The 14,149-nt window shown below is 48.6% G+C and carries 8 protein-coding genes; 2 read left to right on the forward strand and 6 right to left on the reverse strand.

The genetic code is table 11. The annotated features are described in order from the left end of the window. Positions 1-53: 53 nt before the first annotated feature. Both ACN08W_RS07150 and ACN08W_RS07155 read right to left on the reverse strand, forming a co-directional pair. Entirely contained in the window at positions 54-3,215 is a 3,162-nt protein-coding gene (locus ACN08W_RS07150; protein ID WP_419109131.1) for a fibrinogen-like YCDxxxxGGGW domain-containing protein, read from the reverse strand. Positions 3,216-3,220: 5 nt separating this feature from the next. Then, complete coding sequence (locus ACN08W_RS07155) at positions 3,221-3,997, reverse strand: hypothetical protein (RefSeq protein WP_419109132.1); 777 nt, start codon at positions 3,995-3,997, stop codon at positions 3,221-3,223. A 1,002-nt stretch (positions 3,998-4,999) separates the two neighbouring features. On the opposite strand from ACN08W_RS07155, the gene mfd reads away from it, so the two are divergent. Continuing rightward, a complete protein-coding gene (gene mfd / locus ACN08W_RS07160; RefSeq protein ID WP_419109133.1) occupies positions 5,000-8,626 on the forward strand; it encodes a transcription-repair coupling factor in 3,627 nt (1,208 codons plus the stop codon). A 116-nt stretch (positions 8,627-8,742) separates the two neighbouring features. Here the strand turns inward: mfd and ACN08W_RS07165 are convergent, their stop codons facing one another. The 4 genes from ACN08W_RS07165 to ACN08W_RS07180 all read right to left on the reverse strand — a co-directional run bounded on the left by ACN08W_RS07165 (position 8,743) and on the right by ACN08W_RS07180 (position 12,519). Then, complete coding sequence (locus ACN08W_RS07165) at positions 8,743-9,027, reverse strand: hypothetical protein (RefSeq protein WP_419103978.1); 285 nt, start codon at positions 9,025-9,027, stop codon at positions 8,743-8,745. 120 nt (positions 9,028-9,147) lie between these two features. Beyond that, the gene (gene deoC, locus ACN08W_RS07170) at positions 9,148-9,864 is read right to left on the reverse strand and encodes a deoxyribose-phosphate aldolase (RefSeq protein ID WP_419109134.1); all 717 of its coding nucleotides are present in this window, start codon (positions 9,862-9,864) and stop codon (positions 9,148-9,150) included. Between the two features lie 77 nt (positions 9,865-9,941). After that, positions 9,942-11,660 carry a phospho-sugar mutase gene (locus tag ACN08W_RS07175; protein ID WP_419109135.1) on the reverse strand — a complete coding sequence of 573 codons (1,719 nt, stop codon included), beginning with the start codon at positions 11,658-11,660 and terminating at the stop codon, positions 9,942-9,944. Between the two features lie 43 nt (positions 11,661-11,703). Continuing rightward, positions 11,704-12,519, reverse strand: coding sequence for a purine-nucleoside phosphorylase (locus ACN08W_RS07180; RefSeq protein ID WP_419103989.1), 816 nt, complete (start codon positions 12,517-12,519; stop codon positions 11,704-11,706). A gap of 131 nt (positions 12,520-12,650) precedes the next feature. Here ACN08W_RS07180 and ACN08W_RS07185 point away from each other — a divergent pair, with 131 nt between their 5' ends. Then, entirely contained in the window at positions 12,651-14,069 is a 1,419-nt protein-coding gene (locus tag ACN08W_RS07185; protein ID WP_419109136.1) for an NAD(P)H-quinone dehydrogenase, read from the forward strand. The last annotated feature ends 80 nt before the right edge of the window (positions 14,070-14,149 follow it).

The raw sequence follows: 14,149 nt of genomic DNA on the forward strand, positions 1-14,149 counted from the left end.
GAACACACCCCAGCTCACATGAGTTGAACCCTCAGCTCAACTTATGGTCTCGACTAACCAACACGCAAGGTTGCGGAGAGGTCGAAGGAGACTCGTGCCCACCAGTTGGTGAATCCGTGAGTTTCTACAGCAATAACGTTCTTGCCTTCAATGAGGTCAGAGGCAGGAATCTGAATGATAACTGGGTTATTGATTGCAGACCAGTCAGCAGGAGCTGCAGTAGCTCGAGTCAAAGCATCAACATAGCCAGAAGACATATTGTGGCGTTTGACCTCTTTACCATTGACGTACACGATAGCGCCGTCATCCAAACGCATGTTGAGTTCCAAAGATACGTAATCCGAGGGATTCTCAATCTGGATTTCCTTGCGGGTGTACATGGATGTGGGCTGCTTGAAGACATTTGAGTTGAGCTCAGTTCTTAGCTGTGCACTGTTCCAACCCATTGGAGCTGTAGCGTTGTACCAACCGGTAACGTCAGTATCAACCTCGCGCCAAGAATTATTCGCCCAGACTGGGTCTAGAAGAACGTTCCAGCGCTCGCCACGGTTGATAAGGACCTTATCAGTAACAGGTGCCACAGGGTCTACAGGCTCTGGTTTTTCAGGATCTACTGGCTCTGGCTTCTCAGGGTCAACTGGCTCTGGTTTCTCAGGGTCAACTGGTTCTGGTTTCTCAGGGTCAACTGGTTCTGGCTTCTCAGGATCTACTGGCTCTGGCTTCTCAGGGTCAACTGGCTCTGGCTTCTCAGGGTCAACTGGTTCTGGCTTCTCAGGATCTACTGGCTCTGGCTTCTCAGGGTCAACTGGCTCTGGCTTCTCAGGGTCAACTGGCTCTGGTTTCTCAGGGCCAACTGGTTCTGGCTTCTCAGGGTCAACTACACCGTTACCGAGACCTGCGATAGCCACTGGGGTTGATGCGGAGTAGTTTCCAGCTGCATCAACAGAACGTACAAAGTAGCGAGCGTTATCAGCGTGCTCGACCTCGTAGGTAGTAACGCCAAGACCAACGGTTGCAATAACGCGGTCGTCACGAAGGACTTGGTAGGTGGTCTTGCCATTAGTTTTGCTATCCCAGTTGAGGATATCTTGACCGTTACGAGTCGTTACAGAAAGATTTGCAGGTGTTGCTGGTGGAGTGACGTCACGGGGTGCGTAACGAGCAAAACCAACAGTTTGTTGAACGCCGGAAGCACCAGCACTTCGGTTGATGTCGCCACCAACCCAGAGAACGCCGGTGGAGTCTACGAAGGACTCCCAGATACCGTATCCACTAGCACCGCTGATGATGGGGTTGAACTCTGGAAGAACCGCTCCGGTGTTTGCGTCAAAAGCGTTGACGAGGCGTTCCATGTGGATATTGCTAGATTCATCCCATGGGCGGTCGTGTGTCTGTGCGCCTTCATAAATCCAGTCACCGCAGTGGCATGCAGCGTACACTACGTTGCCACTCTTGTGAAGGTCTTGGAAATCGCCACCAGATTTGGTGATGGCTGCAGAACGACGTGAAAGATCGTTCTTGTTGTATTGCGCAACGAGGTGCTCTGCGCCGCCTGCCCATACTGAGTCATGAGCGTCTTGGACGTCAAACTGGAAACCTTGGTTCTTGTGGTTGCCTTTGTTATATGACAAGCGCCAATCCCAGTCTTGTTTACGGGTACCGTTGTTGTAATCGATGGCTGCGAGTTTCCAGGTACGTTCTGAACCAAGGGTTGAGAAGTATCCTGCTGCATAGACTGCAGAGTTGTCGTCAGCTGCGCTGATGCCGTTGACAGTGCCGTTAAAGTTTGGACGCCACTTCCAGTCGACGGAGCCGGTGTTGAGGTCGAAGCGTGCAGCGCTACGGGAATATGCGTATGCGGAAGATCCGGAGCCTTTAACGTGGGTGAAGATACCACCGATGTAGAGGTAACCGTTTTTAGCGTGGATGGTCTTGACCGTGGTTACACCGGAGGAAAGGCGGTTTTGGATATGCCAATCGTAGGTGCGGTCAATCTTTCCGGTAACGGGGTTGAGGATGACGAAGCCATCGACCTTTTCACCGTTGACTTCGGTGAACTCGCCACCAACAGCTAAAGTTCCGTTAGGTAGAGCTTCTACAGCTTTAACCTGCCCGTTGAGCTTGGGGGTGAAAGAACGTACGAGCTCAGCAGTTTTAACGTTGTAGCCAGCGATGAAGGACTGGTTGACAGTTTCTCCACGTGCACTGACAACATTTTTAAAGTCGCCACCGGTGAATACTGTGTCACCGACCTGTGTGATGGCCTGAACGTAGGTGTTCATCTCTGATTTGGTGCCAGTTCCGGTTGCTTCGGATGTGCGCCATTTCATGGCAGATGAGTAGCTATTAGGTAGTTCTACTTTTTGGGAAGCCGCTGCACCGGAATCAGCAATAGCGTTGAGGTTTAGGTCAGCCTGAGTAAGTTTCGGGCGAAGATATACCTGAGTGAATGGTACTGCGTAGGACCCATTGGGTGACCATAGGTAGGAGTTAGGGCTGGTGTTTCCATACACGCGAGGACCAAACTGGAATCCAAGTTTCCAGTTGAACTCTTTAGATGTGCTGAAACGAAGGACATTGTATCGGGTGTTAAAAGTTCCGATGCGTCCTAGAGAGTGGTGGTAGAACCGGTTCCAATCGGTCCAAGAAGGGTTATCAAACTTGATATTTTCCCAGTTTGCAGTTGCCTGGAGCGCCCAAGTCCAGTTTTTAGCTTGAGCTCGTTGAGCAGTAAGCTCCTGCCATTTGGTTCCTTCAGCGTTGGTGCTACGACGGAATCGTACACCATCTGATAGTTCGCTGGGGGACTGCCCGTTAAGGAGCGCATCAACAGTTAGTGAGGGAAGTTGGATAGGGGAGAAGGCGTCAGTGCCGTCAGGGTTTGTCGCTAGCTTTTGGGGGTCTCCTTGTCCAGCGTATTGTTCTGTCCAGCCTTCACGTCCGCGTCCGATGAGAACCCATCCGCCACCATTGGTTTCTTGGTCGCAGTAGAACTGTTCTGGCGCGTCCATCTCTGGGGTATAAAGCCAGTATGTTCCGGAGCGTGAACGGGAGTTATTTTGTTTAATTTCGTAGCACGATGCTGCTGCTTTGTCGCTGGATGAGCCATCTTTAGTGTTCTCCGCCTGTGCCGAGGTGGTGGTGAGGAACGATAGCCCAAGAGCTGCGGTTGCGGCAGAAGCTAAAAGTGCTTGGGATAGTGTTTTCTTCTTCATAGCCTTTAGCAATCTGGGTTGTTCGGGAAATCGTGAGATGCGATTTTCCACTGACCGTTATCTTGTATCAAAGTAAAAATATTGAGTGAACGTTCAGGTGCTGAGGTGTTATTGATAACGTCTCCTACAGCGTTTTTGACCTTAACTTGTGATGAGTCAAGGCATACCTGAAGTATTTTTGCTGGCTGGTCGTTGTATGTACCGTCAGCTATTTTGGGAGTGCCGACGACCTTTGCTGTGCCCTCTTGAGTCCATTGATTATTTGCGAACTCTTCGGCAGCAGCGATGAAGCTTTCAGCGGCGCTTCCTGTTGCAACAGAGGTAATTTTCTCTTCAGTGGCTTGGTCGAGAGTTACTGTTGTTGCTGGGGCACTGTCTTCTCCACTTTGTGCAGGGTCTTCTTCTGTTGGTTCAGATGGTTTGACTGTTCCAATATCAGAAAGTACCTGCTGGTAAGAGGTGTAGAGCTTTTCTGTTTCGGCAACGTGTTCTTCTGAAGGTTGTACTTCTTTGGAATGTTGAAGTGACTCTGCTCCAGCATAGTTTTCTTCTAGCTTTTGCTCAGGCTCCTTATGTTTTTGCTCTGTGTTAGCAGGTTTCTGTGTTGAATCTGCTGACGCTTCGTTGTGCTGAGCGGGGGTGTTTTTAGGGTCCTGAGATGCGGAAGCGGCAGCAGAGCTATCGGGTGAAGCTTGCTGTTGCGATGATGATGCGCTTTTTGTCTCTGACTGTTCGTCAGAACATCCGGTCAGTAGAAGGAGAGGAACGAGGGACGCTCCCATGAGCTGCTTAGACGTTAGCCTAGGCAGAGGTGTTCTGTGTGCTCGATGCATTAAAGCCTCTAAAAGGGTAGACAGCAAAGGTTTTTCTCAGTGTGGATACTGAGTGGTGTGGTTTTGCGAGTGATGCGAGTGTTTGCCTATGGACGGGCAAACTTTTTTTATTCTATAGAGTGAACTGGGAAAAAATTGGAATTATTTTGTACCCATAAATGCACCTAGGGGATATATAAAGGTGAAAAAATCCTTTACAAAGTTCAAAAATGCTACAAGTTTTCAAAAATGAACAATATATAGTAGACACTATGTAACTAATATGAAATAAAAAGACGCTCAAGGGTTTAGGTGTTGGATATTTTTTGGTGAGGAAGATAATAGCCAAAAGGTAGGTTTTTGCCCAACAAAAAACACGAGGCGTGTCTTTCTTAGGGAAAGGGGCAGAAGATTGAACGCGGCATAAAAGTCCTTGAAGTTCTTGAAGTCCTTACTGAAAGGAAGGGTGGCGCGTTGAACGCACAAGGTTGTAAAAACAGCTAAAACTAGCTTGAAACGGATATTTTTGAACCCAAAGAACATCCCAAGAGCTTCTTGATGAGTGAAGTGATAATCCGTCAGTCAAGGGCCCCTTGACCTTGCGGTGATGATCCGTGTTACCGGCGAGTAACCTAGAGCCTGTCTCTTTGGGCAAAAGGCGGCAGTGTAAATCTCCTCTAGATATAAGCAAAACGCACTATGGGTTACGCTACGGTGAGAGTGTCGATAAAAAACCACGTCACGCTAAGAAAACGAATTATGCAATAAAAAACAACAATAAAATTAAATAAAAATAATTATTGATAAAACTCAAAGAAAAATATGAGCCACGCACCAAATATAAAAATATCTGAGCAAGTCACCGTTCAGTTAAGAAAAAATAAGACCCAAAACCAAACCTGCAACACCAACGCTCCTATGCGATAATAATAAACAGCTTAAATCCACACTAAACAGCAGAAAGAAGCTCCAATGAGCCTCACGGGACTCACCCTACTTCTTGAAACAGAACCAACCTTCGCTCGTATCGGAGAATATGCGGCGCAAAACCCAGAAAAACGAACCACAGAACTAGCCATCGGCACCGTCGACGGAGCACGTCCCCCACTCATTGCACACATTGCAACGAACCTCCAAAAAACAACACCTCAAGCAACCACTCTCGTCATCACCGCAACAGAACGAGAAGCCGAAGATACACGCCTAGCCCTCGAATCCTTCCTAAAACCAGACAAGATAGCACTCTTCCCAGCATGGGAAACGCTCCCACACGAAAGACTCTCCCCACGCAGTGACACCGTCGGAGAGAGACTCAGCCTCCTTAGAAAACTAAAGACCGAAACACCTCAAGTTATCGTTGCGCCCATCCGCTCCATCATCCAACCCATCGTAGACGGACTCGAAAAAATGGAGCCAGTCACCTTACGCTGCGGAGAAGAACAAAACTTTGAAGACGTCATCCACGCTCTACAAAATGCCGCCTACTCACGAGTAGACCTCGTCTCCAAACGCGGAGAATACGCCGTCCGCGGAGGAATGATAGACCTCTTCTCACCGACAGCAGAACACCCCGCACGTATAGAATTCTTCGGCGACGAAATCGAAAACATCCGATGGTTCTCCGTTGCAGACCAAAGAACCATCACCTCAAAAGAACACCCACAAACACTCTACGCACCACCTTGCCGCGAACTCCTCATCACCCCCGAAGTCATGAGCAAAGCCGCAAAACTACAAAAAGACTTCCCCGGCGCACGCACTATGCTCGAAAAAATTGCTGGAGGAATCTACGTCGAAGGCATGGAATCACTGACCCCACTACTCGTGGAAAAAATGACCACCTTTATCGACGTCTTACCAACACATTCCATCGCACTCCTCCTCGAACCAGAAAAAATACACACACGAGCTAGAGACTTAGTCGCCACAAACGACGAATTCCTTCACGCAGCATGGGATAGCGCCGCAGAATCCGAAGAGAACGACGCTGAAAAAGCACCCCTAGACGTCGGACAACACCGAGAAGAATTCAACGAGGGATCATTCCAAAACTTGCAACAAGTGCGCCAACACGCACACAAAAACCACTGCTCATGGTGGTCCATGACAGCCCTAGGCATTGACGACGCCATCGAAAACGACATCGACTCCATCACCTTTAACGCCAGAGAACCGCACTCCTACGCAGGAAAAGTTGAAGAACTCCTCAAAGAACTTCACCAGAAAGTACGTGACGGATGGAGAATCGTTGCCGTAACAGCCGGCAACGGGCCTCTCGACCGCCTCATCGAAGTACTCCACCAAGCTGAAATTCCTGCCACACGTACCGACAGTCTAGAGAATATCCCCGACCCCGGAATAATTGAGCTAACCACCGCTCAAACAGGAAAAGGGTTTATGCTCGACGACGCCAAAATTGGTTTCCTCACTGAAGCCGATATCCTCGGACGAACCAGCAACTACATCATCTCCCGTAGCGGAAATACTAAACTACCTACTCGACGCAGAAAAAATGCTGTAGACCCCCTCGCCCTCAAAGCAGGAGACTATGTTGTTCACGAACAACACGGTATCGGGCAATTTATCGAAATGATACAGCGCCCCATCGCAGGAACAGCGCACAATTCACCACACAAAGCCTCCAAAGAATACCTCGTCCTCGAATATGCGCCCTCCAAACGCGGAGGACCTAAAGACAGACTCTTCGTACCCGCCGACCAACTCGACCAAGTCTCTCACTACGTTGGTTCAGAAGCACCAACATTATCTAAAATGGGAGGCTCTGACTGGGCAAAAACTAAAAGCCGTGCTCGAAAAGCTGTTAAAGAAATCGCTGCAGACCTCATCAAACTTTACTCTGCACGACAAGCCTCAAAAGGACATGCCTTCAGCCCCGATACCCCATGGCAGCGTGAACTCGAAGAAGCCTTCCCCTATAACGAGACACCCGACCAGCTCTCTGCCATCAACGATGTCAAAGCAGATATGGAACGTGAAATACCGATGGACCGCCTCATCTGCGGAGACGTCGGATACGGGAAAACAGAAATTGCCGTCCGAGCAGCCTTTAAAGCAGTACAAGACGGAAAACAAGTGGCAGTACTCGTACCAACCACACTCCTAGCACAACAACATTACGAAACATTCTCACAACGATTCTCTGGATTCCCCGTACGTATACGCGTCCTCTCCCGATTCCAAAAAGCGAAAGAAACAAAAGAAGCACTAGAAGAAATAACGCAAGGCAGCGCCGATATTATTATCGGAACACACCGACTATTCTCACAAAACGTTGAGTTCAAAGACCTCGGGCTCATCATCATTGATGAAGAACAACGCTTCGGTGTAGAACACAAAGAAAAACTCAAACAGCTCAGAACAAACGTTGACGTCCTAGCCATGTCAGCAACACCCATCCCACGAACACTAGAAATGTCACTCACAGGTATTCGTGAAACCTCTACCCTCGCCACTGCACCTGAAGAACGACATCCCGTTCTCACCTACGTGGGCGCTCGCACCAACCAGCAAATCACTGCTGCTATTCGTCGTGAAATTATGCGAGAAGGGCAAGTCTTCTTCGTGCATAATAGGGTTTCTTCCATCGAATCTGTGGCACGAGAACTACAAGAACTTGTTCCCGAAGCACGTATCGCTATCGCTCACGGGCGGATGAGTGAAAGCCGACTCGAACAAATTATTGTTGATTTTTGGGAACGAAAATTTGATGTACTCGTCTGCACCACTATCGTTGAAACCGGTCTAGATATTTCTAATGCGAATACCCTAATCGTCGATCAAGCGCAGAACTATGGCCTATCTCAACTGCATCAGCTACGTGGACGAGTCGGAAGAGGCCGAGAACGAGCCTACGCTTACTTCTTATACCCCCCAGAAAAGCTCCTTGGAACGGTAGCACTAGAACGACTCAAAGCTGTGGCTACACATAATGAGCTTGGCTCCGGTATGCAATTAGCGATGAAAGACCTTGAACTTCGAGGGGCAGGAAACCTCCTTGGCGGAGAACAATCTGGACATATCGCAGGAGTCGGCTTCGACCTGTACCTTCGTCTCGTGGGCGAAGCTATCACTCAGTTCCGCTCTGATGGTGAAGAAGAAAAGAATATTGACGTTAAAGTTGATATCCCAGTCAACGCACACTTCCCGCATGAATATATTTCTTCTGAACGTTTACGCCTTGCAGGATACCGACAAATCGCACAAGCTAATAGTGAAGAGGAACTCAACGACATCCGAGAAGAGCTCAAGGACCGTTACGGTGAGCTTCCCGAACCGGTAGAAAACCTTCTCTTAGTGGCATCGTTACGTATTTATGCTCGTTCTTTAGGCGTTCAAGAAATTGTTGTGATGGGAACGAAAGTCCGGTTCTATCCGGTAGATCAACTTGCAGAATCTCGTCAAATGCGTTTAGAGCGTATGTACCCTGATGCAACTTACCGGAAAATTCCAGAGAGTACACATTCTCAGATTCTTCTTCCACGTCCTAAAACTGCACGTGTTGGGGGCAAAGATCTCAGTGACCGTCCACTCATTGACTGGGTTCAGAACTTCCTCAAAGTCATTATTGACCCACAATGAGACTTTAAGGTGGGCGGGGAGTGACGTTCTAGAAAAATAGCGGTGGGACATAAGAACTTCTCTTATGTCCCACCGCTATTTTTCTTAAGCGTTTAATGGCTCTTCGACGGTGAAGATTAGAGCTGGGTCAAGTCAGTGCCGCTGGTACGCTGAGCAGTATTTGTCTTGGATGGCAAAACATGGAAGACAACGCCCCAGATGCTACCAAGGATGAGTGTTCCTAACGCAAACCAGAATGATCCACCATCAGGGAACGTGTTTAAGCACCATAGACCGGACAAAAAGATAACAAAAAACACCGAGAAGATACTAATATTCTCAAGGTGCTGACCTTGACCAGAGAACTGCGGACCAGACTGTCCACTAGATTCTTTATGGTAGTCGTGCTGGTAGTGTGACATAGAAAAACGTCTTTCTCAATGCAGAAGCGAACGATATGTAATAAGAAGTTAAACCTCAGTATAGATGGTGTAGAAAACTTATGCACATTGTGTGCCTAAGTTTTCTACACCTCTTAAAGATTAATAAGCGCCCTCAACGGCATCTGCAGCACCAATAATGGCGATACCTTGAGAAGCTCCGATACGAGTAGCACCAGCATCAATCATGGCAAGAGCTTGCTCACGTGTACGAATACCGCCAGAAGCCTTAACCCCCATATCAGCACCAACTGTTCGTCGCATCAAAGCGATGTCCTCAACCGTTGCACCTGCTGAAGAGAAACCAGTAGAGGTCTTCACAAAATCAGCGCCAGCTTCGATGGCAGCTTCACAGGCAAGAACTTTCTGCTCATCGTTAAGTTCAGAGGTCTCAATAATGACCTTAACAATTGCCCCACCATCATGAGCAGCCTGAACAACACCACGGATGTCTTCGACCAAAGCCTGACGATTCCCGCTCAGAGCATGAGCAATGTTAATGACCATGTCAACTTCGCGAGCGCCAGCTGATACAGCTGTTTGAGTTTCAAAGGCTTTGACCTCTGGTGCAGATGCACCCAAAGGGAACCCAATAACAACACAAGGAACTGCTTCAGATCCGGCTAGTTCTTCGGCGAGGACGCTAACCCATACAGGGTTTGCGCACACTGATGCGAAACCGTGTTCACGAGCTTGTGCGCAGAGTAAACGGACTTGTTCTTCTGTCGCTGAAGAAGCAAGAATCGTGTGATCAATCATGTGCGCTAGTTCAGTGGGGCTTAGCTGTGCAGCTGAACCGCCAGTAGTAGGTGTATTCATCTAAATATTCTCCATGACCGTAAAATATGGGGCACACCACTGCAAGATGACAAGGCGAAACCCAAAAATAAATAATTCTAGACGCCTAAAGCAATCTTCATCGTATGCGCAATACGTTCTAGACGTTCTTGCGCCTGTTGACGTGCTACCACGAGCGCACCATCTTCTTCAGAGACAGGAACAATAACCTCAACATAGCATTTGAGTTTAGGCTCTGTACCTGAAGGGCGAACAATAACTCGTGAATTATCTTCGCTTAAGAACAGTAGACCATCGGTGGGGGGAAGACCCTCATAACCATCTGATAAATCAGCGTGAGTACGTAGTGGTGAATCACCTAAGGTGGGAGGAGTCGTCGTTCGTAGAGAACTCATCATCTGTCCGATACGGCTAAGGTCTTCAACACGAACTGAAATCTGGTCAGTAGCGTATACACCGTGTTCTTGGGCGATGCGGTCAAGAACCTCAATGAGAGAAGAACCTTGTTCTTTGAGACGATGAGCATAACGAGCTACGACAAGTGCCGCAGAAATACCGTCTTTATCTTTGACTAAATCTGGGGCAACGCTATAGCCGATAGCTTCTTCATAACCGTAGCTAAGCCCCTCAATGCGAGCAATCCATTTGAAACCGGTGAGGGTTTGATAATGACGGATTCCGTGAGCTTGAGCAATAGCACCTAGCTGACGAGATGAGACAATTGAGTTTGCAAACGTAGCGTTCGTAGTGCCTTCTGGTGTTTTGGCGAGCTTCTCGATCATTGCCACACCCAAAAGTGAACCAATTTCATCTCCACGAAGCTGACGCCAAGAATTTTGGTGGGGGTCGTACACTGCGAAAGCTGCACGGTCTGCGTCTGGGTCATTGGCGATGATGAGGTCGGCGTTTTTCTGCTGAGCTAATGCAAAAGCAAGGTCTAAAGCACCGGGTTCTTCTGGATTAGGGAAAGATACTGTTGGAAAATCAGGGTTGGGAACAAATTGTTCCTGCACAGGAAATACCTCAGTAAAACCTGCGTTGTTGAGAACAGAAAGAACGGTCTGCCCACCGACACCGTGCATTGCTGTATATACGATACGTAAGTCGCTGGGTTCTGTTGAGTCTAGATGATTAATTGCTTCAACATATTCTGAGGCGATGTTCTGATCGAGAACTTCCCAACCTTGTTCTGCTAAAACAATTTCTTCATCAACGATATTGGCGATTGCATGAGCAATATCTGCATCATAGGGAGGCACAATTTGAGCTCCACGGCCGTGTTCTGCAACAGCTTGACCGCCAAGATATACCTTATAACCGTTATCTTCGGGTGGGTTGTGAGAAGCTGTGACCATGACACCAACTTCAGCGTTAAACTTACGGCAAGCCCACGCTAATACAGGCGTTGGTAGAGCTGAAGGCATCAAGAGTGTGCGGATACCGGCTGCCGTAAAAATTGCGGCGGTTTCTTCTGCAAAAATATCTGAGTTATAGCGTGCATCATAGCCAACAACAGCGGTGATACCAGACCACTTCTCGTGCGTTGAACGCCCGCTCACATACGAGGCAAGACCAGCTGCTGCGCGGCGTACCACCACACGGTTCATACGCATTGGCCCTGCTCCTAAAGCAGCTCGTAACCCCGCAGTGCCAAATTGTAAGGTGCCGCTAAATCTCTCGGCGAGGTCTGTGGCAGCTTGGACGTCACCGTCACGAACTTGCGAGAGTAACTTTTCGAGTTCTTGACGTGTTGTGGCGTCGGGGTCAATGCTCAGCCAATGTTCAGCTTGAGCTAATAGGTCAGAGGACTGATCCATCGAGAAAATCCTTAAAATGACTGTGGAATGAGGAACAAAAGAATTAAATTTTTGCGATGATATCGGCAAGTAAACGCGAGATACGAGGTCCGGCATCGATACCAGCTTGAATCACTTCTTCATGGTTCAAAGCAGTCTCTTGAATACCTGCAGCCATATTCGTGACTAACGAAATACCACAAACTTCTAGTCCCGCAGCTCGAGCAGCAATGGCCTCTAGCGCGGTAGACATACCCACCAAATCAGCTCCCATCGTGCGCATCATGCGAATCTCTGCAGGAGTCTCGTAATGAGGTCCCGGTGCCTGATAATAAACGCCTTCTTGTAAGGAGGGGTCAATATCCTGCGCAATGGCGCGAATACGAGGAGAATACAGGTCGGTTAAATCGACAAAATGAGCACCCGATAGGGGAGAGGTTGCCGTAGCGTTGATGTGGTCACTAATGAGGACTGGCATGCCCGCTGAATATGACGGGTTGAGACCGCCACAACCATTAGTCAGAATCATTGTTTTGACACCTGCCGCTGCTGCACATCGAACTCCGTGAACAACGGCGTCGACTCCACGACCCTCGTAATAGTGTGTTCTAGCGCCAATTACAAGAGCGCGCTGTCCAGAAGGGGTCAAGATAGAAGAAATTGTTCCAGCATGGCCAGCTACACCAGAAGCGTGGAATCCTGGTAACTCTGCTGCGGAAATTGTGTGTGTTGTTTCTCCGATAAGTTGAGCAGCCTCACCCCAGCCTGAGCCGAGGGTTAGAGCAATATCGTGCTGAGCGACTCCGGTCAGCTCACTGATGCGTGTAGCGCTTTGCTGTGCAAGGATGTGTGCAGGGTGCTCTGGGGAAGAAGTAGGCAGAGCAGACGTTAAAGTACTTTTCTCATGTATCACACATGCTAACCTATCAAAATTGCGTTCAAAGGTGGGAAACGTGCACGAAAAAGGCGTAAGAGTTTGAATGAAATTATCTTCTGCATCACAATAGAAGGGTGACTCATACAACAGATTACGCATCACGCACTATTATCATTCTCGGCGGAGGCCCCGGCGGGTACGAAGCCGCACTCGTAGCGTCCTCCCTCGGCGCACAGGTAACGCTCATCGAACGACAAGGATTTGGTGGTTCCGCAGTACTTACCGACGTCGTCCCCTCAAAAACCCTCATCGCCTCAGCCGATATTATGGCATCCCTCGACGAAACAGCAGATCTTGGAATCTGCTTTTCTGAAGAAAAAACAACAGGCAAACCCTACGTCGACCTCAAAACTGTTAACGAACGGCTCCTACGACTTGCCCAACAACAATCAGCAGATATTAAACGATCATTAGAACGAGCCGGAGTCACTATCATTGAAGGCACCGGAAAACTTAAAGACCAATACACTGTAGAAGTCCGTGAAAGTAACGGGCTAAGCTACGAATTACGAGCAGAGTTTATCCTCCTTGCTGTTGGAACACACCCACGAGAACTGCCAACAGCAAAACCAGACGGAGAACGCATCCTCAACTGGACGCAACTATACTCGCTCAAAGAACTCCCCGAAGAACTCATTGTTGTCGGCTCCGGAGTCACCGGCGCAGAATTTGCTTCTGCCTACAACCGTCTCGGCTCACATGTCACCCTCATCTCTTCTCGAGACCGCGTACTACCTGGAGAGGACGAAGACGCAGCAGAAGTCCTCGAAAACGTTTTTGACCGCAGAGGGGTTAAAGTCATTCCACGTTCACGAGCTCAAGCCGTTAACTATTCCGAGGACGGAACCAAAGTAATTGTCTCTCTAGCAGACGGACGAAAAGTTCAAGGAACACATTGCCTTATCGCTGTTGGCTCTATTCCTAATACCGAAAATCTTGGACTAGAAAACGCTGGAGTCAAAACCACACAAAGCGGTCATATTATCGTCGATAAAGTATCACGTACCAACATCTCCAGTATCTACGCAGCAGGAGACTGTACCGGCGTCTACCCTCTAGCCTCTGTTGCCGCAATGCAAGGGCGAGTCGCTATGGCACATATGATGGGAGACGCTGTAAAACCGCTACGTACTCACCAAGTTGCCGCCAATATTTTTACCTCACCAGAGATTGCCACCGTTGGTATCACCGAAAAAGAAATTGCTCAAGGAACGTACCGTGCAGATACCATCATGCTATCTCTCTCGACGAACCCACGCGCAAAGATGATGGCAGTCAAAGACGGTTTCATCAAAATTTTCTCACGCCAACATTCTGGAACAGTTCTCGGTGGTGTGGTTGTTGGACCGCGTGCTTCAGAACTCATCTTTCCTCTAGCATTAGCAGTCGATAAAAAATTGCATGTTGATGACCTTGCCGAGACCTTTACCGTATATCCCTCATTGACAGGATCTATCTCGGAAGCTGCTCGAAAACTGCATAAGGCCCTCTAAGCCATTAACGTCGGAGGCAATATATAAGGGGTGGGGTGTTACCAGTACTGGTTACACCCCACCCCGTATATGCCGGAGCT

The sequence above is a fragment of the Rothia sp. CCM 9419 genome (assembly GCF_048512815.1).
Lineage (GTDB): Bacteria > Actinomycetota > Actinomycetes > Actinomycetales > Micrococcaceae > Rothia.